This window comes from Lacticaseibacillus casei DSM 20011 = JCM 1134 = ATCC 393, assembly GCF_000829055.1.
GTDB lineage: Bacteria > Bacillota > Bacilli > Lactobacillales > Lactobacillaceae > Lacticaseibacillus > Lacticaseibacillus casei.
In genome coordinates this window covers 823,637-850,104 of the sequence record NZ_AP012544.1, presented here as the reverse complement: position 1 = coordinate 850,104, position 26,468 = coordinate 823,637, and the positions used below count along the sequence as shown (strand labels likewise).

Genomic DNA, 26,468 nt, shown 5'->3' with positions numbered 1-26,468 from the left:
CCGAAATCAAAAAAGCCGAAGAACCGGCTTAGAAACACCGATCCTTCGGGCTTTTGGTGGACAATTTAAATGTTGCGTCGAGCAAAGGCGATGACAATACACTCGATGCCGAACAGGACGAAGAACATCGCCAGCAAGGTCACCAGCGTCACTGCCGCAATCACCGGCTGCATGAACAGCATCAGCGAAACAATGACCGCCAGAATATCCAGAATCAGATAAACAACAAACCAGCCGGTACCGGCAACGCGCAGATGACCGACGTTGAACAATGAGCCGACAGAATCGACCAGGAACCAGATAGCAAACATCATGGTGATCGTCGCCACGCCTAAGCCAGAATTCAATAAGAAAATCAGGCCAATGACAAGGTCAAAAATCCCCATAATCAAGGAAATCCATGCCAATCTACCGGTAAACTGGCGCAATATGGAAAAGCCCGCAAGAACCGCAATCCCTCGAATAATGGCAACGACAGCAAAGATAAAGGCAACCGTCCTTAATGTCGCTAACGGGTACCGTAAGACCACAAAAGCAGCAACCAGAAACAGAATACCGGTGATGAACTGCCCCCAGTCAAAGCCAAAACTCTTTCGATTTAACATATTATTCCCTACTTTCTTAATCATTTCTATCATACCATTTCAAAAAGCAATTCAACAAATTGAATTACCGGAATTTTTGAAGACGCTGGCAAATGCCGCTAGCCACGCATGATCCGCAACCTTTAAAAAGTTATCAAAAATCGGTTCCGCGCTGCTCATTTATGTACATAAATAGTCGCGGTTTTAAACGCGACTATCGAACGCTTTATTTCTTAGGTGCACTTTTTGCTTTGCCATCCTTGCCCGCAACCGCTTCTTTGGTCCGTTTGGTGTCACGGATCAGAACCGGTTTGAGGTACTGGCCGGTGTAGCTATCAGCCACCTCAGCGACTTGTTCCGGCGTGCCTGTGGCAATGACACGGCCACCGCCGTCCCCGCCTTCAGGACCCAGATCAATGACCCAGTCGGCAGATTTAACCACATCCAGATTGTGCTCAATGACCAAAACCGTGTTGCCTTCATCGACCAAGCGTTCCAGCACTTCCAGCAATCGCTTAATATCATCAGTATGCAAACCGGTCGTCGGTTCATCCAAAATATAAAAGTTCTTACCGGTCGAAAGCTTCTGCAATTCGCTGGCCAGCTTCATCCGCTGCGCTTCACCACCGGAAAGGGTTGTAGCACTTTGACCAAGCTTCACATAGCCCAAGCCGACATCCACAATCGTCTGCAACTTGCGGCGAATCTTTGGAATATTTTTGAAAAAGTTGGTGGCTTCTTCAACGGTCATGTCGAGGACTTCCGCAATATTCTTGCCTTTGTACGTCACTTCAAGCGTTTCGGAATTATACCGTTTGCCATGGCAAACTTCGCAAGGCACATAAACGTCCGGCAAAAAGTTCATTTCGATCTTAATGATTCCGTCGCCTTTACAGTTTTCACAGCGACCGCCTTTGATGTTAAAGCTGAACCGCCCTTTTTTGTAGCCACGCAGTTTAGCTTCATTGGTTTCTGCAAATAATCCGCGAATATCATCAAAAACGCTGGTGTAGGTAGCTGGATTGCTCCGTGGCGTCCGGCCGATGGGGCTCTGATCGATATTGATTAGTTTCTCGATGTTTTTATAACCCAGAATTTTATCATATGGTCCGGGTTTTTCGGAATTGTGATTCAGTTTTTGGGCCAATGCTCGCCGCAAAATCGAATTAACAAGCGTTGACTTGCCCGATCCGGAAACCCCGGTAACCACAATAAACTTGCCTAATGGAAAATCAACATTGATGTGCTTGAGATTATGGTCGGCAGCCCCTTCTAAACGGATCACTTTGCCATTGCCTGTCCGACGCTTCAACGGTACCGGAATAAACTTACGGCCAGATAGGTATTGCCCCGTGATCGACTTGCGTACCCGCGCCACTTGCTTAGGCGTGCCTGCAGCCATGATCCGGCCGCCATGGTCACCGGCACCCGGGCCGACATCGATCAGGTAATCGGCTGCCCGCATGGTGTCCTCGTCATGTTCAACCACAATGAGCGTATTGCCTAAATCACGCATTTTTTTCAAAGAGGCGATTAAGCGATCGTTGTCGCGTTGATGCAGGCCGATTGACGGCTCATCCAGAACATACATGACTCCGCTCAAGTTGGAGCCGATCTGGGTTGCCAACCGAATCCGTTGTGCTTCACCGCCAGACAGCGTCCCGGCGCTACGACTCAAGGTCAGATAGCCAAGGCCGACATTGACAAGAAAAGTTAAACGATCGACAACCTCTTTCACGATTGGCTGAGCAATCACACTTTCAGCCTCGCTCAGCTGAATCTGCTTAAAGAACGGTAAGGCATCTTTGATCGCCAAATCGGAAACTTCGGCAATATCACGACCGGAAATTTTTACGGCAAGTGCTTGCCGATTCAGCCGCTTGCCATGGCAAACCGGGCAAGGCAACGCGGTCATGTAACTGCGCATCTGCTGGCGGGTAAAATCGCTGTTAGTCTCGGCATAGCGCCGGGAAATGTTGGTCAGTACCCCTTCAAACGGGACATCGACATCCCGAACGCCGCCAAAATCATTTTCATAATGAAAATGGAACGGCTTACCGTTACTGCCATCAAGGACAACGGTGCGCTCCCGTTTGGTCAACTTCTCAAATGGCACATCCATGCGCACTTTGAAGGCCGTTGCGGCTTGTTCCAACAATTCCGGATAGTACTGGGAACTGATGGGATTCCACGGAGCAATCGCGCCTTGTGCCAAGGTCATGCTTGGATCCGGGACGACCAGATCCATATCGACCGTGAGCTTAACCCCTAAGCCATCACATTCCGGGCAGGCACCAAATGGGGCATTGAACGAAAAGAGGCGCGGCTCCATTTCACCAATGGTAAAGCCACAAATCGGGCAGGCAAAATGTTCGGAAAAACGTAACGTCTCGCCGCCAATCACATCGACATTGGCGTAACCTTCCGACAGACGTAACGCCGCTTCGAATGAATCAAACAACCGGCTGCGCGCTTCAGGCTTCACCACAATCCGGTCAATCACGATATCAATATCATGAGCCTTGTTTTTATCCAGCTCATAGTCGGCCGTTGCGTCCATTACCTCGCCGTCAACGCGCATCCGCACATAACCTTCACGCATAATCTTGGAGAAGACTTTCTTATGACTGCCTTTTTTGCGTCGCACAATTGGCGACAGAATCTGAATGCGGCTCTTTTCCGGTAATGCTAAGACGCGATCCACCATTTGTTCGACACTCTGGCTCGTAATCGGTGTCCCATCGTTCGGACAAATCGGATGACCGACCCGCGCCCACAACAACCGCAGATAATCGTTGATTTCCGTAACGGTGCCGACCGTTGAACGGGGATTCTTGGAAGTCGTCTTTTGGTCAATCGAAATCGCCGGACTGAGCCCATCAATCGAGTCGACGTCCGGTTTCTCCATCTGGCCCAGAAATTGGCGGGCATAGGCAGATAAGCTTTCAACGTACCGACGCTGGCCTTCTGCATATAGCGTATCAAACGCCAGGCTGGACTTGCCAGAACCTGACAACCCCGTCATGACCACGAGTTTGTTACGGGGAATAGTCACGTCAATGTTTTTTAAGTTATGGGCACGTGCCCCATGGATCACAATTTTATCATTTGCCATTCACAAAAAATCTCCTCATTTAAAACAAGCCGCCCGTAGCCAGAACGTCACCCCATCTGGCACGACAAAGCGGATCAGTTCCTGCGTCTCAGCCAACGCCAGGATCACGACAACAAAACAGCCACGATCGCCGGATCTAATCAAGGTAATCATGGCTGACTTTGTTTCATCATGCAAGTTCGTTACAAAAATCTCAAGACATATCTGCCTGCAACTCCAGAATAGTGTCCCGTAACGATGCCGCCTGTTCGAAATCCAGTTTCTTGGCCGCCGCCTGCATTTGTGAACGCAGGTTGGCCACCAATTCTTTCTTATCGGCTTTGGTCATGTCTTCATAATCAACCTCGGCAAAGGTCTTCTTGGCCTCGGCTTTCTCATCGTCAGATTGCTCGTAAGTCGAAATAGCTGCCCGAATCGGTTTGATAATGGTCTTAGGCTGAATATGATGTTCTTCGTTAAACTTCTCCTGAATCGCCCGCCGCCGCTTGGTTTCATCAATCGCGGCCTTCATCGAATCAGTGACCTTGTCCGCATACATAATCACTTTACCATGCTCATTACGCGATGCCCGGCCGATCGTCTGGATTAAAGATCGTTCTGCCCGCAAGAAGCCTTCCTTGTCAGCATCAAGAATCGAAATCAACGAAACTTCCGGCACGTCAATTCCTTCACGCAAAAGGTTAATGCCGATCAGCACATCGAACTTACCTAGCCGTAAATCACGAATAATCTTGGTCCGTTCCAGTGTCTTGATATCGCTATGCAGGTAGCGGACTTTAATCCCCATATCCTTCAGATAGTCGGTCAGGTCTTCCGCCATTTTCTTAGTCAAGGTGGTAATGAAGACCCGTTCATGAGCATCGATGCGTTTGTTGATCTCACCAACCAGATCATCGATTTGTCCCATCACCGGACGTACTTCAATATTCGGATCCAGCAAACCGGTCGGCCGGATAATCTGCTCAGTAATATCTTCTTTGGGGACACGGCTCAGTTCATAAGGTCCCGGGGTGGCGCTGACATACAAGATACGCTTAACGTGCTTTTCGAACTCCTCAATCTTCAGCGGCCGATTGTCCAATGCACTTGGCAAACGGAAGCCATAGTCAATCAGCATCTGTTTCCGCGCTCTGTCACCGTTGTACATCCCTTTAATCTGCGGCATTGTGACATGGCTTTCGTCAACCATGATCGTAAAGTCTTTCGGAAAAAAGTCCAGCAGTGTATACGGCGGTTCGCCCGGTTTGCGGCCATCCATGTGGCGGGAATAATTTTCGATGCCACTGGTGAAGCCCATTTCGCGCATCATTTCAATGTCATAGTTGGTCCGCTGTTCCAGGCGCTGCGCTTCAAGCAACTTGTTCTCGCCGCGCAGCACCTTCAGTCGATCTTCCAATTCCGCCGAAATACTCTTGATCGCACGTTGCATCTGTTCGTCACTGGTCATAAAGTGGGTGGCCGGGAAAATGGCAACATGATCCCGCGTGCCAATGACTTCACCGGTCAATGCGTCCACTTCAGTAATTCGGTCAATCTCGTCCCCAAAGAACTCAACCCGAATGGCATGATCATCACGGCTGGCCGGGAAGATTTCAACAACATCCCCGCGAACCCGAAAACGACCGCGCTGAAAATCAATGTCATTCCGATCAAATTGGATATCGACCAATTGCCGCAACAATGTATTCCGGTCAATCGTCATCCCAGTCCGAAGCGATAACACGTGATTTTTATATTCATGCGGATCACCTAATCCAAAGATAGATGATACCGACGCCACCACAATCACGTCGTTTCGTTCAAGTAACGCACTGGTTGCACTATGCCGCAACTTGTCGATTTCGTCATTAATGGCACTGTCTTTTTCAATATACGTGTCCGTGCTAGGCACATATGCTTCAGGCTGGTAATAATCATAGTAAGAGACAAAATATTCAACCGCATTATGCGGGAAGAATTCCTTAAACTCGCCATAGAGCTGTCCCGCTAAGGTTTTATTGTGCGATAAAATCAAAGTCGGCTTATTCAGGTTGGCGATGATGTTGCTCATCGTAAACGTCTTGCCGGTTCCGGTTGCGCCTAACAGGATTTGTTCTTTCTTGCCTTCTTCAAATCCCTTTGTCAGCTTGGCAATCGCTTGAGGCTGATCCCCAGCCGGCTGATAAGGTGAAACCAGATCAAATTTACGATCAGCGATTCGTTCGATCATCGACATGCCTCCAATCAACATGTGACGCGCGGCTATTCCCACGCGCATTAACATCCATTTGTATGCGGTATCCCGCCGTTGTACCAAAATTTTTCATCAAAAAAGTTGGAACCGATTTGAAACGCATTCCAACTTTCATCTCGCATATTATAACATAGCGAACATACTTTCGCTACTTACTCGGCTCGTGTTCTGCCATGGTTGCTTTGGTCAGTTTGGCCAATTGATCACGACTGGCAAACTTTTCTTCCAGCATATCCGGCAAAACCTGATCGAGGAAGTACCGGACGCTTGGTCGATTCTTAAATTCCAGAATAGTACTCAGGCTTTCCGTGTAGATGTCAAGAAAGACCTGTTCAGGATTGCCTTTTTCAATTTCGCCAAATCCTTCGTAAAGCAAGTCGATTTTATCGGCCACACTCAAGATTTGGCCCTCAAGCGTGTCGTCTTTGCCTTCAGACAAACGACGGCGATAACGATCCTGAAAATCGCGCGGAATTTCATTTTTGATGAAGTTCTCCGTCATCGTGGCCTCAACGTCGGCAAGCATCTGCCGCAATGTCGGCGTGGCATATTTGACCGGCGTTTTGATATCGCCGATGAAACGTTCCGTGTAATCATGGTTCAGCGACTTTTCGTAGAGCATCTGCCAATTAACCTTGTTCCCCGCCAATTCCTCGACATCGCCCAGCATCTGTGCGATTTCCGCAACCTTGAAGCTGTGAGCTGCCACCGAGTGTTCCTGATACTTGAAAAAGCCCGGTGCCCGCCGCAGTGTCTCCAGATTACTCAGTCCTTGGATAAATTGGTGCATGCCCATGTCAAAATGACCTCCTGTTATTTGGTGTGACGATCAAAAAATTACTTAAATTGCTAAAAGACTACCACCATAGCCAGACCATTGCAAGGTGTTTCACATTTTGGGACTTGGTTGTACATAAGTGAATGCAAACAAATAGACCCTGAATGTTTCGTCAGGATCTATTTAAGCTTACGCAGAAAACACCTTTACCACGCTGATTGGTTTAGGCTTCTTCACGAAAATCATTCAAGGCTTTTTCGAACGCCTCGAGTTTCTCTTGCGCTTTTGCGTCAGTTTCTGCCTTGGTGCCAACATAGAATTTGACTTTTGGCTCGGTGCCGGATGGGCGAATCGCAATCCATGTACCGTCGTCCAAGATGTATTTCAGCACGTTGCTGGAAGGCATCGTCAGTTTTTCAACCGTGCCGTCTGCCGACTTCGCTTCTTGACTCAGGAAGTCTTCCACTTTGGCAATCTTGACACCGGCAAAATCGTCTGGCTGCTCTTCGCGGAACTTCGTCATGAGATTAACCATTTGCTTTGGACCGTCAACGCCTTCAAAATCAACGCCAACCGTCTTTTCAGCATAATAACCGTACTTCTTGTACAGTTCCTGAACGCCATCCCAAAGTGTCTTGCCTTGTGACTGGTAGTATGCGGCTACTTCAGCCAGCAAGACCGTGGACTGGATCGCGTCTTTATCTCGAACGAATGGTTTGATCAAATAACCATAGCTTTCTTCAAAGCCAAAAAGAAATTCATGCTCGCCAGTGGCTTGGAAGTGCTTGATTTGATCGCCGATAAACTTGAAGCCGGTCAAAACATTGATCATGTCCACGCCGTAATCTTTTGCAATTGCCGTCGCTAATTCGGTTGAAACGATTGACTTCACAACCGCGCCATTTTTTGGCAACGTGCCGGCTTGTTTGCGGGCTTCGAGAATATAGTGCAGCAATACGGAAGCAATCTGGTTACCAGTCAATAACTGATAGTGGTCGCCGACTTTAACCGCAGTGCCCAAACGATCGGCATCCGGATCAGTGGCAATCAACACATCCGCACCGATTTTCTTGCCCAATGCGATCGGCAAATCAAAGACTTGGGCAAATTCAGGGTTCGGGAACGGGGTTGTCGCAAATTCCGGATCAGCAATGCTTTGTTCCGGAACCAAGCGGAAGTTTTCAAACCCGGCATTGCGCAAAACCATTTGTGCCGGAATGCGGCCAGTCCCATGTAATGGGCTATAAACCAGTGACATATTCTTCCCGACAGTGTGGACCAAGTCGGGATTGATTGTCACTGTGGCCACTTCAGCATAATAGGCTTCATCAACGTCTTCACCAATCGGCTGCATTAAATCCTTGGCCCGCAATTCGTGAACATTTAACGCTTTAATCGCAAAAAGATCAGATGCCGACCGAGCGTACTTGGTAATTTTGTCGGATTCTTCCGGCGGCATTTGACCGCCATCTGGACCATAAATCTTGTAGCCATTGTATTGCTTCGGGTTATGACTGGCCGTAATCATAATCCCGGCGTAAGTCTTCAAATGGCGTACCGCAAAACTTAACTCCGGTGTTGGCCGCAACTGGTCAAACACATAACTCTTGATGCCGTGAGCGCCAAGCACACCGGCACTTTGATAAGCAAATTCCTGACTCATGTAGCGGGAATCATAGCTAATGGCCACGCCGCGCGCCTTTGTTTCATCCGTTAAGGTGTCCATAAACCGCGCCAGACCCTCAGTTGCCTGGCGTACCGTATAAATGTTCATCCGGCCAATGCCGGCACCAAGAACGCCGCGCATGCCAGCAGTCCCAAATGCCATGGGGGCAGCAAACGCTTCTTCCTTAGTTGTTTCGTCGTCGGCCATTTTCTTAAGATCAGCTTTTAGCTCCGGATCAAGTGTTGGTTCATCGACCCATTGTTGATACGTATCACGGTAACTCACGTGATCAGCTCCTATCTGTCTAAATTGATAATTTCGGGTACAGCCCTTCCTTTTCCAATCATACTATAAGTAACCAACGCTTGGTTGAAAACGCGCTCAAATAAGAAAATTCTTTTGCGATCCATTGAAAAATCGGGGCAATAAATTCTATACCGCGCCAAACTCCGCAATCTCCGGCCAGCTGGGGCTGGAACGGGGTGGGCACGACTTTGAGCCTCAGCAGATCCGGCTGAGTCTCAAAGATCGGCCTTGGCCTAAAACGGGAAAATCGCCCGTTAAGGCCAATTTCACCCCTGAGCCCCATCTGGCCTACGATTGCTCCGCTTTGGCACTAAGATCTCAAGAGACTTGACAAATTATTCATAAGTAAACAAAAAAACAAGCTTACCACCATCGTATCAACGGAAAGTAAGTTTGCTTTTAAAGTTTGACCCTATACTAGGCCATGGCCGTTTCCTATTTTTAGCTTCGAATCACTTCTAGTACACTAAAAATAACTAAGCTTTAACTTCAATGTTGGTATCGTTCAAACTTTGGATATAGTTGAAAACGCCTTGCCCAGCAGTACCGCCTTCGCCTACCGCTGTGGTAATCTGCCGCAGGTCTTTGGCACGAACGTCACCGATGGCAAAGATGCCCGGTACCTTTGTCCGCATGTGATCATCGGTTGGAATCCAACCATGATCGTCCAGAATGCCGAGATCCTGGAATGGTTCGGTCATCGGCATGATGCCGACATAAATGAAGACACCGGCAACTGGCAGAACATGCTCTTCACCGGTTTCCTTGTCACGATACTTGACGCCGGTGACTTTCATGTCATCGCCTTGGATTTCCTGAACCTGGGCGTTCCAGACAAAATGCATCTTGTCATTGGCAAATGCGCGTTTCTGGATAATCTGTTGCGCACGCAGTTGATCACGCCGGTGAATAACCGTTACCTTTTTGGCCATTTGGGTCAGGTAAAGGCCTTCCTCGATCGCGGAATCGCCACCGCCAATAACGGCAAGCTCGCGGTCTTTGAAGAAGGCACCGTCGCAGACTGCGCAGTACGAAACGCCACGGCCGCTATAGGCTTCTTCGCCAGGTACACCCAGCTTCTTGTGTTCTGCGCCTGTCGCAATGACAATCGCCTTGGCTTCAAATTCGTCTTCATCAGTCTTGACCAACTTGGTTGCACCATGATTCTGGACGCTGATGACATTACCATAGGCGTATTCGGCACCAAATTGAGTGGCGCCATCGTACATTTTTTGGCCAAGATCAGGTCCAAGGATTGACTTGTAACCCGGATAGTTCTCTACTTCAGCGGTGTTGTTCATTTGACCGCCATAGACACCGCGATCAAGCATTAACACTGACAGATTGGCACGCGAAGCATAAAGCGCCGCCGTCATGCCGCCGGGACCGGCACCGATCACGATTACATCATATTTTTTTGCCATTGGCAGTCTCTCCTTTTGCCGTATTGCTTACAAATAGTAAGCTACGTAGTCTAATATACAGGGTTTTAGTGCTTTTGTAAACTAGCATTGTCAAAATCAAATTCCGGTTTGCCGGATCGCTGCATGAGATCGGTAATGACTGCGCGAATCGGGGCATTTTCATAAAGGACCTGGTAAATGGCATCGGTAATTGGCATATCGACACCTAACTCACGTGCCATGTGATGGGCGACCTTGGTCGTTGAAACGCCTTCGACCACCATCCCCATGTTCTTCAACACGTCTGAAAGCTTCTCGCCTTGACCCAATGCATTACCAGCCCGCCAATTGCGGCTGTGAACGGAAGTGCAGGTCACGATTAAGTCACCGACACCGGATAGGCCGATAAACGTGAGCGGCTCGGCACCTAGTTTTACGCCCACCCGGCTGATTTCTGCCAGTCCGCGGGTCATCAAGGCGGCTTTGGTGTTATCACCGTAACCGAGGCCATGCAACGCCCCGGCGCCGATCGCAATCACGTTTTTTAACGCTGCGCCGATTTCGACGCCGATCACATCGGTATTCGTGTAAAGCCGAAAATAGTCGTTCATGAATAATTGTTGCACTTTTTTCGCCAGCGGTAAATCTTCAGATGCGGCGGTTAAGGTGGTAATGTCATGCGTTGCAACATCTTCGGCATGACTCGGCCCGGAAATCACAACAATACCCTGAATGAGATCCGGTGGCAAGACCTCAGCCAAAACCTGCGAAATTCGCAACTCACTGCCGCGTTCCAAGCCTTTTGCCGCATGGACAATAATCGGCTGTTCGCCGCGGCCACGGTGCGCCTGCAAAATCGGCTTGACTTGTTCGGCCACACTGCGAATGGCATTGGTCGGCACCACAAATAAAATCACGGTCGCCTGGTCCAACGCCTGGCCTAAATCTGCGGTCACGTGAAGCGCATCGTGTAATGTAAATTCAGCACCCAGGTAATGCTCATTTTTGTGAGTCTGCTTCATGGTCGCAACTTGTTCCGGACTATGACTCCATAAATAAACGTCATGGCCATTTTCTGTTATCAAGTTTGCTAACACCGTTCCCCATGAACCAGCACCTAACACTGCTATTTTTGTCGGCACAAAATCACTCCTATTCAACTGCTTTCAGCGGATTGCCGTCTAAATACCACGCAACGTCTCCCCGGCGCCGCCGATACCAGATTAACGCACCAGCCGCGATGAACAAAATAATCGACAGAATCTGGGAAACCCGCAGACCTGGCACCACATACAGTGAATCGGTCCGCATGCCTTCAACAAAGAAGCGGCCGAAGCTGTACCACATCACGTAACTCAAAACGATCTCGCCTTGCTTGAACCAATGCTGATGATGCCGCACTGTCATGATTAAGGCAAATCCAACCAGATTCCACATACTTTCATACAAAAATGTCGGCTGGCGATATGCGCCGCCAATATTCATTTGCTGAATGATAAACTCTGGCAGATGCAAGCCGCGTAAATAAGCCAGACTTGTGATCGCACCATGGGCTTCCTGATTCATGAAATTGCCCCAGCGGCCAATCGCTTGCGCCAGCATAACCGTGGGAGCCGCAATATCAAGTACTAGCCAGACTGGCAGCCACTCAATTCGGCAATAAATGGCAAAAACAATCACGCTGGCAATCAAAGCCCCATAAATCGCAATGCCGCCATGCCAAATGGCAATAATCTCGCCGGGATGGGCAGCATAATATGGCCATTCAAATGCCACATAATAAAGGCGTGCCCCGATGAGTGCAAATGGCAACGCCCATAAAATCAAATTCAGAATGTGATCTTCTTTAATACCGCGTTTTGGGGCTTCCTTCATCGCCAGATAGACTGCCAGTAAAACGGCGCTGGCAATAATAATCCCGTACCAATGAACTTCCAGACCACCCAACTGAAACGCGATTGGATTGAGTACTAATAACAAGTTATTTTTCCTCCGAACTGCTCTGGTCGCTTGCTTCGTTATGTTCGATCAGATGATTAAGATTTTTTTCGAATGTCTTGGTCGCATCATAGCCCATTGACTTGGCGCGGAAATTCATGGCCGCCACTTCAATGATGATCGCCAGGTTACGCCCAACTTTAACCGGTATCGTAATCTTAGGAACCGGTACGTCAAAAATAAGCTGTGTCTGTTCACCGGAACCCAGCCGGTCAAATGTCTTATCCGGCGTCCAGTTTTCCAAATGAACAATAAGCGAAATGGTGGTGTCTTCGCGAACAGCACCGGCACCAAAAAGATTCATGACATCAATAATACCCAAGCCACGAATTTCCAGCAGATGTGAGAGAATCGGCGGCGCAGCACCCACGATGGTTTGTTCATCCTGTTGATAAACATCCACCCGGTCATCAGCGATCAGCCGGTGCCCACGTTGAACCAGTTCTAAAGCCGTTTCTGATTTACCAACGCCGGAATCGCCGGTGATCAGCACGCCCAGACCATAAATATCAACCAAAACGCCATGCATACTGCGGCGTTCTGCCAGCTGTCCGTCTAAGTATTCGGTGATCAAGCTTGACAGCCGCGTTGTCGGTAACCGTGAACCCAATACCGGAATATGCGCCGCGGTGGCCGCCGTAATCATTTCCGCCGGTGGTTGCAACCCGCGCGACACCAGAAACGCCGGGGTGTCCTCGGTTGCCATCCGTTTCAAAATCAATAACCGCTCTTCCGAGGACATATTCCGCGCAAATGAAATTTCTGTCCGACCAAAAAGTTGAATCCGTTCATGCGGATAATAATTAAAGTAACCTGTCAACTCAAGTCCGGGACGCGAAATATCGCTCAAAACGACCTGCCGAGAATCAAGATACTCCTCACCACTGTATACCTCAAGCTTAGTCGCCTTGACGAGTTGCCGTACCGTCACGCTGTCTGCCATGAAGTCCACCTTTCTTTCGCCATGTTTGCTTCATTTTACCATAACTCGGTGAACCACACGGGAACGACAGGTAAAAACCGACGCCAAAGTTGTTTGGTTCCGTCAGAATATGGTCAAGAAAGGTTGCATTAGCCCAAAAAAAGACCCCCGGACAATTTATGTCTCGAGGACCAACTTCTGGCGCAACTGTTGATCAAGCTGCGCTATTTTTTACCGACAAAAATCATATTCATCACCGAGATGATGATGGCCAGCATCATGGTTGAGCCAAAACTGCTGAAAACAATGCCGGACACGAACCATGTCATCATGCTGAGCATCAGGCCGTTAAGAACGATTAAAAACAACCCTAACGTGAGAATTGTAATTGGAATCGACAGAATCACCAGGATTGGTCGTAGCAAGCCATTAAGAACTCCTAAAACAAGCGCACCGACAACGGCCACACCAAAGCCCGCAACATAGAGTTGACTAGGAAACAGTTGCGCATAGATTAAGAAAACGGCGGTTGTGATGATGGTACGTTTGATGAAATTCATGACTAGAAATCGCTCCAATCATCATCATGTGACTCGGTAACGTGGGTGGCGTTTTTACGCGGTCGCGACGTACCTTGATCGCGATATGGATGCCGTGGACCACGGCGGCCATCACGGTCATGGCGCGAGAATAGCCATACAGCCAAAACCACCAGAAGTGCCGGTACGATTAACATTTTCAACAAGATGATCCCGATCGCAAATACCGCCACCAAAACCAAGCCAACGATGAAAAACATTAATGGAATTAATAGAAAAGGCATAAGCGATCCCCCTTAGTCATTTGAATCTTTCAATTGAATATTGCCACTGGTCGTATTGAGTTTCAACTCACTACTGCCGGTTCCTGGACGCTCCAGTCCGAAGCGTTTGCTACCTTTTGCCGGTTCAGTCACATTGCTCAGGCGACTCTTAATACTGCCAAAATGGGTCCGGGCTTCGCCATTTAAGGCAATCGAAGCCGGCACAGCAACTTTCACATTGCCATTCATCGAAGTTCCTTCAATTTTGGTAAAGTCAGTGTGATAGGTTGCGCGAACTGTGCCATTTACGGTTTTCAGTGCGGCACTTGCCGGGTCGGCATCAACTGAAACATCACCGTTAACAGTGGTCAGCAATAAGTCATGCGTATGGCCACCCTGAACCTTGATAGAGCCATTAACACCTTCACTTTCGATCATGACACCATCAATATTAGTGAAGGTCATTTGACCATTGGTACTCTTGACATAAAAATCTTTTCCGCTCATGCCGGTCAGGTCCGCACTACCGTTGAGTAAGCGCACCGCCACATGATCGTAGCTGCGTTTTGGCAGTGAAATGACTAGGTCGGCCTGAACGCGCTTATTAGGCACCTGGAAACTGAAATGATCATCGGTGACATCAATCCGGCTGCGGTCGTTAAACGCGTCCAGCGGCGTCGGCGCATCCATTTTGCCGTACAGCTTGATGGCAGCTTCGACTTGAATACCCGGTTGATCCCAAGGCTTAAAGTGCACGTCGCCATTCGCAACCTTCACATCCAAAATGGTTGCCTTACTGTCAGGAAATTCGAACACATGCTCGAACTTCTCTGTGGCTAGGCCAGGAACGGTAACGGTGACATTCTTCCAATCAACATTGTCTAGTACATTGTTGACGGTATCTTTGACAAAGCCGCCGATTTGCGAGGTCGCATCCCCGATATTTTTGCCAAGTTCGGAAAAGACGTCACGGGCATCTTTTTGCCACTCGTCATTGAAAATCTTATCACTGATCTTTTGACGTTCCAGATCGTGTTTCTGATGACGAAGTGTGGCGAGGTTAGCTTTGAGCGACTCAACCTGGCCGTTTAACTCGGCTAGTTGATCGGTGAGTTTCTGATTCTCCTGCTTTAATTCCCCACGCTTTTGGTATTTCTCTGGGGACAAAGCTTCAAGATCTTCCATCGTGTCTAAGACGATAATCTGTTCGTTATTAGCTTCAATTTGCTTGTTGATGCTGGTTACTTGCGTTGTTGCCGCATCCAACGCACCGGCTGCTTCGGCAATCTCGGTGTTGAGTTCGGTCAACGCGGCATCTGTGTCAGTATCGGTTTCTTCGTGATCATCGTGCTTGGCTTGATCATGCGTATCTGACTCCGAGTTGTCTTCGGGAGCAGTATGATCGGCCGGGCTGTCGGCTTGGGAGCCTTGCTGTTTGGCGAGGTTCTCCAAAAGTACCAGTGCCTCTTCGCTTGAAATGACGCCTTTTTTGACGAGGTCTAAAATTCTTTCGCGTTCATTCATGGGTTATCCCTCCAGGATTTGATTACATGATTAGTATGCACGGAATTTGACCACAGCGCATAGGTCCAAAGGTTGATTTTTAAACGGGACGGAAGGCGGACGGTTCATTTATAACGAGGTTAAATCATAATTTAGTAGGTGCGCTCATAGTTTGATTCTGAACGGTCGAAAAAGCTTAGGCAATAAGTTCCAAGCCGTGCCAAACTCCGCAATCTCCGTCCATCTGGGGCTGGCGACCGCGAAGCTAGAGGGGTGGGCACGACTTTGAGCCTCAGCAAACCCGGCTGAGTCTCAAAGCTCGGCCTTGGCCTAAAACGGGAAAACCGCCCGTTTAATGCCAACTTCACCCCTGAGCCCCATCTGGCCTACGATTGCTCCGCTTTGGCACTCATATCTTAAATAAACCCACCAGATTACTTCAGGGAAACAAAAAGGCAAACATACTCCCTCGTTATCGCAGAGCATGTTTGCTTTTTGCTGTAGCTGTGAATTTATGGTCCTGCCTGTTGATTGAGCATAAATACTAACTGGGCACTTTTAACAATCCCCATTGTTAAAGTGTTCCTTCATCAGAACTTGTCTTCAATCGCATTAGAGTTAAGTTCAGTGATCTTCCCGGTCTTTAAGTAAACAATCCACTCGCAGATGTTGGTGACATAATCGCCGATCCGTTCCAGATAAGAGGAGACCAGCATGTAGTCCATCGAGCCAACCACGGTTTCCGGGTTATCCTGCATCTGGCGAATACATTCTTTATAAATTCGGGATGAGAAGTCGTTAATTCCGTGGTCTTCAAGCGCAATTTTGCGCGCCCGCGCGGAGTCTTCCTTAACATAGGCGTCCAAAACCTGCTCTACCATTTCCTTGACCGCTTCGGCCATGCCGGCAATCTCGGTTTCGATTTGCGGCACCCGGGTTTTGCCTTTGACGCGAATCGTTGATTTGGCAATGGAAACCGCATGATCACCCATTCGTTCGAGATCAGAACTGGCCTTCATCACCGTCACAATCACCCGCAGATCCGTCGTAACCGGTTGCTGCAGAGCAATCAGTTCAAAGCTGCGTTTTTCCAAATCGACTTCGCGTTCATTGATGTGTTTGTCTTCCTGGATCACTTCGCGGGCCAAACTCTTGTCATGATTAATGAAGGCTTTCACGGACTTATAGATGGCCTCATTGACCATCATCCCCATTTCCGAAAAACGTACATGAAGATCGTTCAATTCGTCAACAAAAAGTCGTCGCATACTACCCCTCCTACCCGAAGCGTCCAGTGATGTAGTCTTCGGTTTCCTTTTCTTTTGGATTTAAAAACATTTGTTTCGTGTCAGCGAATTCGATCAAATTACCGGTTAAGAAAAAGGCCGTTTTGTCCGAGATTCGGGATGCTTGATGCATACTGTGCGTTACCAAAATAATCGTGTACTGATCGCGTAAGCCCAGCAACATATTTTCGATCTGAGTGCTGGATATCGGATCCAAGGCACTGGTCGGTTCATCCAACAAAATAACATCCGGCTTAACCGCCAGCACCCGCGCGATGCACACCCGCTGTTGTTGGCCACCTGACAATGATAACGCACTGTCATGCAAATGGTCTTTGACTTCATCCCAAATGGCCGCTTGCTTTAAGCTTGTTTCAACGGCTTCATCCAGCTTACTTTTATCTTTAACACCGGCCAAACGTAATCCATAAATCACATTTTCATAAATCGAAAAAGGAAAAGGATTCGGTTGTTGAAACACCATGCCAACTTGCTTGCGTAACTGAACCACATCTTCGCTTGGCGCATAGATGTTTTGGCCACGCAAGCTGATCGTGCCGGTAATCGTGACGCCTGGGATCAGATCGTTCATCCGATTCAGGGTGCGTAAATAAGTCGATTTGCCACAACCTGAAGGCCCGATTAAAGCCGTGATTTCATGCTGGTTGAAATCCAGACTGATCCCTTTTAGTGCTTCAAACTTGCCGTAAAAAAGATGAACATCTGAACTGGTAATGATTTTTTGTGCTTCAGCCATGGGGACCTCCTAGCCGAAATGTCCGGAAACATAATCGTTGGTTGCTTTAATCTTGGGACGCGTGAAGATCTTACGGGTTTCATCATATTCAAGTGCGGCGCCGCTATAAAAGAACGCGGTATAGTCGCTAATCCGAGCTGCCTGCTGCATGTTATGTGTCACGATGATAATCGTATACTTATCCTTCAACGCTAGCAAGGTATCTTCGACCGCTGAAGTCGAAATCGGATCCAACGCACTGGCCGGCTCATCAAGCAACAGAATATCCGGCTTCATTGCAATGGCCCGGGCGATACACAACCGTTGTGCCTGACCACCTGACAGCGACATGCCGCTTTGATTCAGATCATCTTTAACCTGATCCCATAAGGCGGCTTGCTTCAAACTGGTTTCAACAATCTCATCCAGCTTCTTTTTGTCCTTAAGACCAAAGCGGCGTAATGCAAAGGCAATATTGTCATAAATAGACTTCGCAAACGGATTAGGCCGTTGGAAAACCATTCCGATGTGTTTGCGCATTTCATAGACATCAACGGCATCGCTGTTAATATCGATGTTGCGATACATGATCTTGCCAGTGACACGGGCACTTTCAATATTATCGTTCATTCGATTCAGCGAACGCAAGTAGGTCGACTTCCCGGAGCCACTCGAGCCGATCAATGCGGTGATTTTATACCGTTCAAAAGGCAGCGATACGCCGTGAATGGCCTCACTGTCGCCATAAAAAACATGCAGGTCCTTCGTTTCAATGGCAATCTCCTGCTTGTCCCGATCAAACGGGCGGATATACGTATCATCTAAAGAATACTTTTCAAGTTCTTGCATCTTGAACCTCCATGCCTTTTCATGATAGGCGCCATGACTATCTTCATCACGTCATCCGCGCAAATCATCATCGTGAACCACGCATTAAGCGGCGGTCATCTTTTTGAATAAACGATTACCAAAATACCGCGCACCCACATTGAAGATTAGAACGGCGATAACCAGCACCGCACTGGCACCGGCGGAAACCGCAACCGCATCCGGCTGAATCCCTTCAGAGTTGATTTTCCAGATATGCACCGCCAGCGTCTCGGCTGGGCGGAACGGGTTCAACGGGCTAGCAATGTTCGCTGGATTCCAATTGGTAAAATCAAGCGCCGGCGCACTTTGTCCAGCCGTATAAATCAATGCCGCAGCTTCACCGAACACACGGCCGGCGCCAAGAATCATCCCGGTAATGATCCCCGGCAACGCTTCAGGCATCACGACATGTAACACCGTTTCCCAGCGTGAAAGTCCAAGGGCCAAGCCTGCTTCGCGCTGCTCATTGCCAACGCCGCGCAATGAATCTTCAACATTTCGCGTTAACAGTGGCAAGTTGAAAACCGTCAATGCCAGCGCACCCGACAAAATCGAAAATCCAAACTTAAACTGCAAAACAAAAATCAGGAAACCAAACAAACCGACAACAACTGATGGCAACGAACTCAGGATTTCAATGGAAGTCCGGATCACATCCGTCAACCAGTTTTTCTTTGCGTATTCACTCAAGTAAATGCCGGCCCCCAAGGAAATCGGCGTTGAAATCAACATGGCCAGCAGCAACAAATAAAACGAGTTGAATAGTTGAATGCCAATCCCACCGCCAGCCTCAAAGCTTTGCGCCGGACTTGTCAGAAAGTGCCAGGAAATATGGGGAACCCCTTGAAACAGAATATAACCAAGCAGGCTTGCCAAAATAATAATGATGATGCCTGAGATAATGTAAAGCACTGTGGTTGCCACTTTATCCGCAATTTTCGGATTCATTTGTTCAGTTCCCCTTTCTTCCCGATCCACCGAATCAACAGGTTAAAGGCCAGTGACATTAGGAGTAGCAGCAGGGCCAAGGACCACAACGCATTGTTATCAAGCGATCCCATGACAGTGTTGCCGATGCCGCTGGTTAAAACCGATGTCAGTGTCGAGGCCGGAGACACCAGATTCTTTGGCAACAAAGCCGCATTCCCGATGACCATCTGCACCGCCAAGGCTTCACCAAACGCCCGTGCCATGCCGAACACGATCCCGGTCAAAATGCCGGGAATGGCTGCTCGCAAGACAACTCGGTAAGTCGTTTGCCAGCGAGTCGCACCCAAGGCCAACGATGCCTCACGATAATGGCGCGGCACCGCTTTTAAGGCATCAACCGTCATGGACGTCACGGTTGGTAAGATCATGACGAACAAAACAAACGTCCCGGCCAGAATCCCAAAGCCGGTGCCGCCAAAAATGTGACGAATGAACGGCACGATGACGGACAAACCGATGAAGCCATAAACCACTGACGGAATCCCAACCAGCAGCTCAATGACCGGTTGCAGAATCTTTTGCCCCCATTTACGGGAAATTTCAGTCATAAAAATGCCGGCACCAACCGCAAAAGGCGTCGCGATAATTGCCGAAAGGAACGTGACGCCAAACGAGCCGACAATCATCGGCAAAGCCCCGACTTCGGGATTCCCATGAGCATCCTTAATCGAAGGGTTCCAAACACTCTTAGTCAAGAACGACCAAGGATTGATTTTGTTTTGGAAAAAGGTTGCCAGTCCTTTTGATGCAACAAAGAAAAAGATGGCCACCACCACAATCACAATCAAGGTGATACAAAATAGGCTAATCATTTTGCCGCGCCGCTCTAACTTGGCTGAACGCGATTTTTTTAACATCGCTTCTCGAATTGGATCCATCATAATCCTCCTAAAATCTCATCACCGAGCCCATGCATGTCAATAAATGGCGCTCCTTGGCAACGATCCACGTGCTTCGGTGCCGAGCGCCACATTCACAGCGCACTCGGCTGCAAAGTGCCCGTCAAAAAGCTGCCGTTGTGCAGTTATTGCTTGCTAACATGGCCACTGGCATCACGGACGACCTTCATCTGGGTCATCGGGATATAGCCCATTTTCTGCACCAGCTTTTTTTGAATCGGTGATGACATAATATAAGCCAAGAATTGCTTGGTTAGCCCGCGCGGTTGCCCCTTCGTGTACATGTGTTCATACGACCAGATCCGCCACCGGTTGGTTGTCACATTGGTATCAGTCGGCGCAACGCCATCTACCGACAGGCTCTGAACCGTTTTATCGATATAGGAAAAGGCAACGTACGAAATAGCCCCAGGCGTACTGCCGACAATCTGCCTAACCATCCCGGTCGAATCCTGTTCTTGCGCGGCAACCGGCTGCTTGCCTTGAAGCACCCACTTTTCAAATGTTGCGCGGGTACCGGATCCTTGCGCCCGGTTAACCAAGACGATTGGCACATTCTTGCCGCCCAACTGCTTCCAATTGGTGATCTGGCCTAGGAATATCTGTTGCAATTGGGCCATCGTGACATTCTTGACCCCGACGTCCGGGTTAACAATCGGCGCAATGCCAACAACGGCAACTTTATGGTCCACAAGCTTTTTAGCGTTAATACCCGGTTTTTCTTCAGCGAAAAGATCCGAATTGCTAATATCAACAGCCCCTTGCTGGATCTGGCTCAATCCGGTGCCGCTCCCGCCGCCTTGAACGTTAATAAAGACGCCGAGATGTTCCGTCTGATATTGTTCACCTGCTGCTTCAACCAATGGCTGCAACGCACTTGATCCAACTGCGGTGATGGATTCACCTGACTGTTTGCTATTACTGCTGCTGCCGCATGCACTTGCCATAAACGCCAGAAGCATGATCGTAAACAGGGTCACAATTTTTTTCACACGAAATCCTCCATTTCAAGCTCCAACCATCTTATCAGCTGTGTGTAAATGTTCATGCTGTTGAATGTAAAGGTTGTGTAAACATCGACGTTAAGCCGGACGATTATTTTGGCCGACCGGCAATGTTACGGTAAAGGTTGAACCAACCCCAACCTGACTATTAACCGCGACCCGGCCATCCATACTTTTCACCAGCTCGGCTACAATGGCCAAGCCCAAGCCCGTGCCACCGTTGTGCCGGCTGCGCGCTTTATCGACCCGGTAGAAGCGTTCGAAAATACGGGCCTGTTCTTCTTCCGGAATCCCGATTCCCGTATCCGCCACCGCTAACGATAAGTGATCGCCAACGACTTGCGCGGTAACCGTCACGTGACCGGCCAGACGATTGTAAAAGACGGCATTATTCAAAAGATTCCGCACGATCTGGGTAAGCTTACGTTCGTCGGTCACAATCTGTAAGTCGGGTGCAATCGCGACTTCGACCCGGATTTGCTTATCTTTAATCACTTTATCCAGATTGCGTAAGGCATCATCGACCAGCTTTTTGAGCGCAACTGTCGCCTGCACCGCCTGATTGGTTTCCGGCCGGCTCAGTGTCAGAATATCATTGATTAGCTGGGTGAGTCGCTTACTTTCATCGAAAATGATGCCTAAAAATTTATCCAGGGTCGCCGGATCATTTTTAGCCCCGTTTAATAAGGTTTCCGCAAACCCGGCAATCGCGGTAACCGGTGTCTTTAATTCGTGGCTGACATTGCCGACAAAATCCAACTGCATTTTTTCCACCTGGCGAAGATACGTCACATCATATAAAATCACCAATACTTGCAGCCGGCTAATGCCTTGATTCAACGGAATAACGGAGGCGTCCACCGACTTTTGGGTCGCCAAGACGGTCAGTTCCTGATGATGGGTCTTTTCATGGCGGAATGTATGCTCGATCATCCGAGCAAGCGCGTAAGTTTTGACATCGTCGAGATAACTGTGACGCGGTTGGGGAATCTGATGCCCTAAAAGCTGCGACATGGCATGGTTATGCAGAATGACGTCTTTGTTTGTGTCAATCAACATGACGCCTAGAGGTAGGTTGTCGATTAAGCGATCAAAGCTCGACTGGCGCACAGCTACTTTTTCGCGGAGATGCGCCTGTTCAGCGGCGAGCGCATTGATTCGCTGTGCCACAGGTACAAATGGTGACTTCGGCGGCAAAATCACCGGATCGGGTTCCTTTTTTTCGCGGATGCGATCCAGATTGTGGCTCATGACCCGGATGGCTTCCTGATACTGATGTTCAGATCGGAAAAGCCAGAGTAAGATCAACGCAATTAAGGCCGCGAAGATCAGTGTCAGAATCCAAAATTGCTCTGGCGCCGTGGTCCATACGCTTGATTTATACCGGATAACGGCAACCCATTGACCGTGATCCCGAAACAGATAAGCCTGCTCCGTTCGCCCATAAACATTGACTGATGTGACGAAAGCCTTGGCGCGGCGTCCTCGCAACGCATCAGCCATTACCTTCTGTCTGGTGGTCTGAGGATTATCCGGAATGATCGTGATAAAAGCAGCTTCTGATTCAGCCAGCGCCTGGCGATCAACGCCATCATGATCAGACGTCACGTAAGTTCTGGCCACCCGGCGAAGATCACGTGCCTGCTGGTGAACGATTTGTTGATTCACTGTTGTCACAAGCACAAAAAAGCCTGCCAATGATAGCAGACTAATAACAAGTGCACGGCGAAAAACCCGTTTATTCATGTGGTGCCTCCATTTGATAGCCGAATCCCCGAACTGTCTTTAAATAATCCGGATGTTTTGGATCGGTTTCAATCTTATCCCGTAAATGACTGACCTGAATATCGACCATGCGGGTTTCGGCTGGATAATCAAACCCCCAGACGCCATTTAACAAAGCGTCACGAGACAAGGTCTTACCTACTCGCTGGGCAAAATAAACCAGCAACTCAAATTCCTTAGGGGTCAGTTGCAGCCGGTGACCGGCTTTGCTAGCCTTATAGTTTTCCGGATCGATGGTGATTTGGCCAACGGTAATCTGATTGTCGTTACCGGAGCGCGCCGTGGTTTGCGGCTGGCTCTGACTACGCCGTTCGATGGCCTTGATCCGTGCGATGATTTCCCGTGGCGAAAACGGTTTGGTGACATAGTCGTCGGCACCCAGTTCAAGTCCCACAATTTTGTCGGTTTCATTATCCTTCGCTGTCAGGATCATGATGGGGGTCTGAATCTTATCTTCACGAATCTTGCGGGTAACATCCAGTCCGCTCAGGCTTGGTAACATGAGATCGAGGATAATAAAATCAAACGGTTCGCTACGTACCTTGTCTAAGGCTTCTTGCCCATCGGTTGCTGTTTCCACCTGATAGTGTTCGGTTTCTAAATTATATTGCAGCAACGTCAAGATGGCTGGCTCGTCATCAACAATCAAGATCTTCTTCATGCTGTCTCCTCCGGGAATAAAATCATACCAAGTTCATGCGGCGCACCTGAAAAAATAGCAGTTTCGGCAAGACGTAACTCGCCATCTGCCTGTTGAAGCCGCAAGCGACAATAAGTGGGTTCCTTTTGAATGGCATTGTACAATTCGCTGGCGCTATTCACCGCGATGTGGTTACAGGAAAGCACCCGATCTCCGGGTTGCAGATTCATTTGTGCTGCCGGGGTATCAGGCACAACCCCGATTAAAACAACCCCGCGATCAGTGCGCGTCACTGTCAGGTACACCTTATGGCCTTGCCAGAGTAACCCGCTTCCAAGAATAACACTGATACATGCAGGCACGATGGCGCTCGCAACTGCAGGAAGGAACAGTAATCGTGCAGCTACGCCGTAAACAACTAATGCACCGCCTGCCCCAGCAAACCATGGCCAGCTGCGTTGCCAATGCATCTTCGCCCGATCATGCCGTGCCGTAAATGAGGCACCTAAGATCAAAGGCAGGCCGACGATTGCAAATGCTTGAATGATCACAGTCAACACCGGTGAACCGGCAACCTGAGCGGGATCCACCGGTACCAGCAACGGTACCCAGTAAAATTGCCGCAAACGAAACTTCGCACTTTTTCGCTGCCGCCGATCTACCAAAATAACCGGCGATTCAAGTTGGTCGCCACGATTCAGCCGCGCCAACACAGCCTGGGCAAGCCAAAGCAGGCCGATCAAAAGCGCCAAATTAGCTGCTAGCTGCCCATCTGTATCAGAATAATCTGGTTGAATAAACGTGGCCAAACTTGCAAGACCTAGCCACCATGGACTAAACGACCATGCAGACAATATCAAACCAATCACGGTCAAGCCGCTTAATGCCAATAACGCAGCTAAACTGACCTGAAGTCGTGCCAAAACCGAGATGGCGGATACCACAATACCGATCAGGATACCTACCCAAAAAAACCGGGCAATCTCAATATGTTTGGGGTGAATCGCCCGCAAGTACTGGTGGCGTTCACGGCTCGTGCGCCGAACCGCAAACAAAATCGTCAACCCTAAGGCTAGCCAAAACGCCAAACCAACCGGGCTGATAAGTAAGGCAATGATCACTGCCATTCGTAACCCTCCACTATTCACTGTAAACAGTATAGCAGAAATCAACTGCTGCTCCTATAAGGTTTGCGCAATCAGGGACGGCTCAAGTGATACGGAGGCAGTATTGAGGCATATAAAAAGGATCACTCATGTCCAGAGTGATCCTTTTCTTGTCAATTTGACTAAGCGGATTTTTCGTATACTGGTTGATGCCCTAGAACTTCAGGAACCGCCGCATTGAGATGACCGATCCGAGCGCGCCGATGACGATCCCGATGCCGGCTAACATCAAGTCTAACCAGAACAGGAATGGCATATTGGCATACAGTGAATAACCACTGGCGCCGTTAGCCATGCTGAAACTGTGGTAGACAACGGCATAGCCGACATCGACAACGACGATCGGCAGGATTGCCCCGAACAAGCCGGTCCATGCCCCTTCAAGTAAGAACGGCCACCGAATATAGGAATTGGTTGCACCGACTAACCGCATAATTCTGATTTCGTCGGAACGCGATAGAATCGTAATTCGGATGGTGTTGTTGATCAGGAATACGGCAACAAATAGCAGCAGGATTGTAAAGCCAAGTCCCCACTTTTGGGCAAGATCGACAGAATTAAAGAGTTTCTTCGCTGTCCGGCCGCCGTAACTGGCATCAACAACATGATCCAGCTTCTGCGCCTCTTTAGACACAGTTATCGTTGCCTTGGGGCTGGTCGTCTTAACCATATAGACGTCGCTTAACGGATTCTGATCGCCGGAGAACATTCGCCACTGAGATCCGTAACCGCCAATAATCGTATCCAATTCCTGCTGACGGGAACGGTAAGTCACTTTATTGACGTGATCAAGTTTCTTCAGCTTGTTTTTTAACTCATCCCGCTGCTTGACTGTTGTTTTTTTATCAATATAAACCCGCACCTGAACATCATTTTCAACCTGTTGCGAAATATGGTGCAAGTTGAAGATTAATGCCATAAAAATTCCGACAAGTAACAAGGTTACCGTCACGGCACTGACGGCGGCAACTGACATCCAGCCGTTACGCCGTAAGCTGCGCAGAGAATCTTTGACATGGCGGAAAAAGACTTTACTCTTCATTGCCGTATGTGCCTCCTTCTTCGTCACGAACTAAACGACCACCGGCAATTTCAAGCAGCCGGTGTTGCCGTTCATTGACAATATCCTTGTTATGCGTCGCCATAATAACGGTCGTACCGTTGGCATTGATCCGTTCGAGGATATCGACAATTTCATCGGAGGTTTGTGGGTCTAGGTTACCGGTTGGCTCATCGGCAATCAGTACCTTTGGCTTGTTCACAATTGCACGGGCAACTGACACCCGCTGTTGTTCACCACCAGATAATTCATCAGGAAAACGGCGCAACTTCTGCTCCAAGCCAACGAGCCCCAGTACTTCGAGCACCCGGTCTTTGATTTCATCATCCGGCGCTTCGATAACCTGCATCGCATAGGCAACATTTTCATACACGGTCAATCGCGGCAAGAGTTTAAAGTCTTGAAAGACAATGCCGATGTGGCGACGCAAGAATGGTACCTCTGAAGGCTTCATGGTCGAAAAGTCAAAGTTATCAATTTTAATGGTGCCGCTGGTCGGCATCAATTCATGGTATAGCATTTTAACAAGTGTCGATTTTCCGGCACCACTAGGCCCGATGACGTAAACAAACTCACCATCTTGGATCTTAAGGTTCACATCCTTGATGGCGGTGACGCCGTTAGCGTATTGCTTCGTCACGTTTTCCATTTGAATCATGCATTTTGCTCCTTTTTCTAAGCTAGAGACAGTATAACAGGCGATTAAGTCAGCAAGGTTTCAG

General features: G+C 48.8%; 23 protein-coding genes. All 23 read right to left on the bottom strand.

Features of this window, described 5'->3' with window-relative positions; all coding sequences use genetic code 11:
* Positions 1 to 65: 65 nt before the first annotated feature.
* Positions 66 to 605 (bottom strand): HdeD family acid-resistance protein, encoded by a 540-nt coding sequence (locus LBCZ_RS04385; RefSeq protein ID WP_025012531.1) that lies wholly within the window; start codon positions 603 to 605, stop codon positions 66 to 68.
* A 205-nt stretch (positions 606 to 810) separates the two neighbouring features.
* Positions 811 to 3,699, bottom strand: a complete 2,889-nt coding sequence (gene uvrA, locus LBCZ_RS04380) for an excinuclease ABC subunit UvrA (RefSeq protein ID WP_025012530.1) — start codon at positions 3,697 to 3,699, stop codon at positions 811 to 813.
* A gap of 193 nt (positions 3,700 to 3,892) precedes the next feature.
* Positions 3,893 to 5,908, bottom strand: coding sequence for an excinuclease ABC subunit UvrB (gene uvrB, locus LBCZ_RS04375; RefSeq protein WP_039638837.1), 2,016 nt, complete (start codon positions 5,906 to 5,908; stop codon positions 3,893 to 3,895).
* A 172-nt stretch (positions 5,909 to 6,080) separates the two neighbouring features.
* On the bottom strand, positions 6,081 to 6,728 hold the full coding sequence (locus LBCZ_RS04370; RefSeq protein ID WP_010489378.1) for a YfbR-like 5'-deoxynucleotidase: 648 nt from the start codon (positions 6,726 to 6,728) through the stop codon (positions 6,081 to 6,083).
* Between the two features lie 205 nt (positions 6,729 to 6,933).
* On the bottom strand, positions 6,934 to 8,661 hold the full coding sequence (locus tag LBCZ_RS04365) for a phospho-sugar mutase (protein WP_039638835.1): 1,728 nt from the start codon (positions 8,659 to 8,661) through the stop codon (positions 6,934 to 6,936).
* A 497-nt stretch (positions 8,662 to 9,158) separates the two neighbouring features.
* Entirely contained in the window at positions 9,159 to 10,106 is a 948-nt protein-coding gene (gene trxB / locus LBCZ_RS04355; RefSeq protein ID WP_010489391.1) for a thioredoxin-disulfide reductase, read from the bottom strand.
* 65 nt (positions 10,107 to 10,171) lie between these two features.
* Positions 10,172 to 11,227 carry an NAD(P)H-dependent glycerol-3-phosphate dehydrogenase gene (locus LBCZ_RS04350; RefSeq protein ID WP_025012528.1) on the bottom strand — a complete coding sequence of 352 codons (1,056 nt, stop codon included), beginning with the start codon at positions 11,225 to 11,227 and terminating at the stop codon, positions 10,172 to 10,174.
* A 10-nt stretch (positions 11,228 to 11,237) separates the two neighbouring features.
* Positions 11,238 to 12,065 carry a prolipoprotein diacylglyceryl transferase gene (lgt, locus tag LBCZ_RS04345; RefSeq protein WP_025012527.1) on the bottom strand — a complete coding sequence of 276 codons (828 nt, stop codon included), beginning with the start codon at positions 12,063 to 12,065 and terminating at the stop codon, positions 11,238 to 11,240.
* Position 12,066: 1 nt separating this feature from the next.
* Entirely contained in the window at positions 12,067 to 13,026 is a 960-nt protein-coding gene (hprK, locus tag LBCZ_RS04340) for an HPr(Ser) kinase/phosphatase (protein ID WP_010489397.1), read from the bottom strand.
* A gap of 203 nt (positions 13,027 to 13,229) precedes the next feature.
* Entirely contained in the window at positions 13,230 to 13,565 is a 336-nt protein-coding gene (locus tag LBCZ_RS04335; protein ID WP_025012526.1) for a phage holin family protein, read from the bottom strand.
* 2 nt (positions 13,566 to 13,567) lie between these two features.
* Positions 13,568 to 13,828, bottom strand: coding sequence for a hypothetical protein (locus LBCZ_RS04330; protein WP_010489401.1), 261 nt, complete (start codon positions 13,826 to 13,828; stop codon positions 13,568 to 13,570).
* 12 nt (positions 13,829 to 13,840) lie between these two features.
* Positions 13,841 to 15,331, bottom strand: coding sequence for a daptomycin-sensing surface protein LiaX (liaX, locus tag LBCZ_RS04325; protein WP_025012525.1), 1,491 nt, complete (start codon positions 15,329 to 15,331; stop codon positions 13,841 to 13,843).
* Between the two features lie 569 nt (positions 15,332 to 15,900).
* The gene (phoU, locus tag LBCZ_RS04320) at positions 15,901 to 16,578 is read right to left on the bottom strand and encodes a phosphate signaling complex protein PhoU (RefSeq protein WP_010489405.1); all 678 of its coding nucleotides are present in this window, start codon (positions 16,576 to 16,578) and stop codon (positions 15,901 to 15,903) included.
* 10 nt (positions 16,579 to 16,588) lie between these two features.
* Positions 16,589 to 17,353 (bottom strand): phosphate ABC transporter ATP-binding protein PstB, encoded by a 765-nt coding sequence (pstB, locus tag LBCZ_RS04315; RefSeq protein ID WP_010489407.1) that lies wholly within the window; start codon positions 17,351 to 17,353, stop codon positions 16,589 to 16,591.
* Positions 17,354 to 17,362: 9 nt separating this feature from the next.
* Entirely contained in the window at positions 17,363 to 18,181 is an 819-nt protein-coding gene (pstB, locus tag LBCZ_RS04310; protein ID WP_025012524.1) for a phosphate ABC transporter ATP-binding protein PstB, read from the bottom strand.
* A gap of 84 nt (positions 18,182 to 18,265) precedes the next feature.
* Positions 18,266 to 19,150, bottom strand: coding sequence for a phosphate ABC transporter permease PstA (gene pstA / locus LBCZ_RS04305; RefSeq protein ID WP_010489412.1), 885 nt, complete (start codon positions 19,148 to 19,150; stop codon positions 18,266 to 18,268).
* Complete coding sequence (gene pstC / locus LBCZ_RS04300; protein ID WP_025012523.1) at positions 19,147 to 20,070, bottom strand: phosphate ABC transporter permease subunit PstC; 924 nt, start codon at positions 20,068 to 20,070, stop codon at positions 19,147 to 19,149. Before pstC ends, pstA begins: the two co-directional genes overlap by 4 nt.
* A gap of 146 nt (positions 20,071 to 20,216) precedes the next feature.
* A complete protein-coding gene (locus LBCZ_RS04295) occupies positions 20,217 to 21,083 on the bottom strand; it encodes a phosphate ABC transporter substrate-binding protein PstS family protein (RefSeq protein ID WP_025012522.1) in 867 nt (288 codons plus the stop codon).
* Positions 21,084 to 21,173: 90 nt separating this feature from the next.
* The gene (gene pnpS / locus LBCZ_RS04290) at positions 21,174 to 22,841 is read right to left on the bottom strand and encodes a two-component system histidine kinase PnpS (RefSeq protein WP_025012521.1); all 1,668 of its coding nucleotides are present in this window, start codon (positions 22,839 to 22,841) and stop codon (positions 21,174 to 21,176) included.
* Positions 22,834 to 23,541, bottom strand: coding sequence for a response regulator transcription factor (locus LBCZ_RS04285; protein WP_010489426.1), 708 nt, complete (start codon positions 23,539 to 23,541; stop codon positions 22,834 to 22,836). Before LBCZ_RS04285 ends, pnpS begins: the two co-directional genes overlap by 8 nt.
* Complete coding sequence (locus LBCZ_RS04280) at positions 23,538 to 24,647, bottom strand: PDZ domain-containing protein (RefSeq protein ID WP_039638831.1); 1,110 nt, start codon at positions 24,645 to 24,647, stop codon at positions 23,538 to 23,540. Before LBCZ_RS04280 ends, LBCZ_RS04285 begins: the two co-directional genes overlap by 4 nt.
* Positions 24,648 to 24,840: 193 nt before the next feature.
* On the bottom strand, positions 24,841 to 25,728 hold the full coding sequence (gene ftsX, locus LBCZ_RS04275) for a permease-like cell division protein FtsX (protein ID WP_039638830.1): 888 nt from the start codon (positions 25,726 to 25,728) through the stop codon (positions 24,841 to 24,843).
* The gene (gene ftsE / locus LBCZ_RS04270; RefSeq protein ID WP_025012520.1) at positions 25,718 to 26,404 is read right to left on the bottom strand and encodes a cell division ATP-binding protein FtsE; all 687 of its coding nucleotides are present in this window, start codon (positions 26,402 to 26,404) and stop codon (positions 25,718 to 25,720) included. Before ftsE ends, ftsX begins: the two co-directional genes overlap by 11 nt.
* Positions 26,405 to 26,468: the final 64 nt, after the last annotated feature.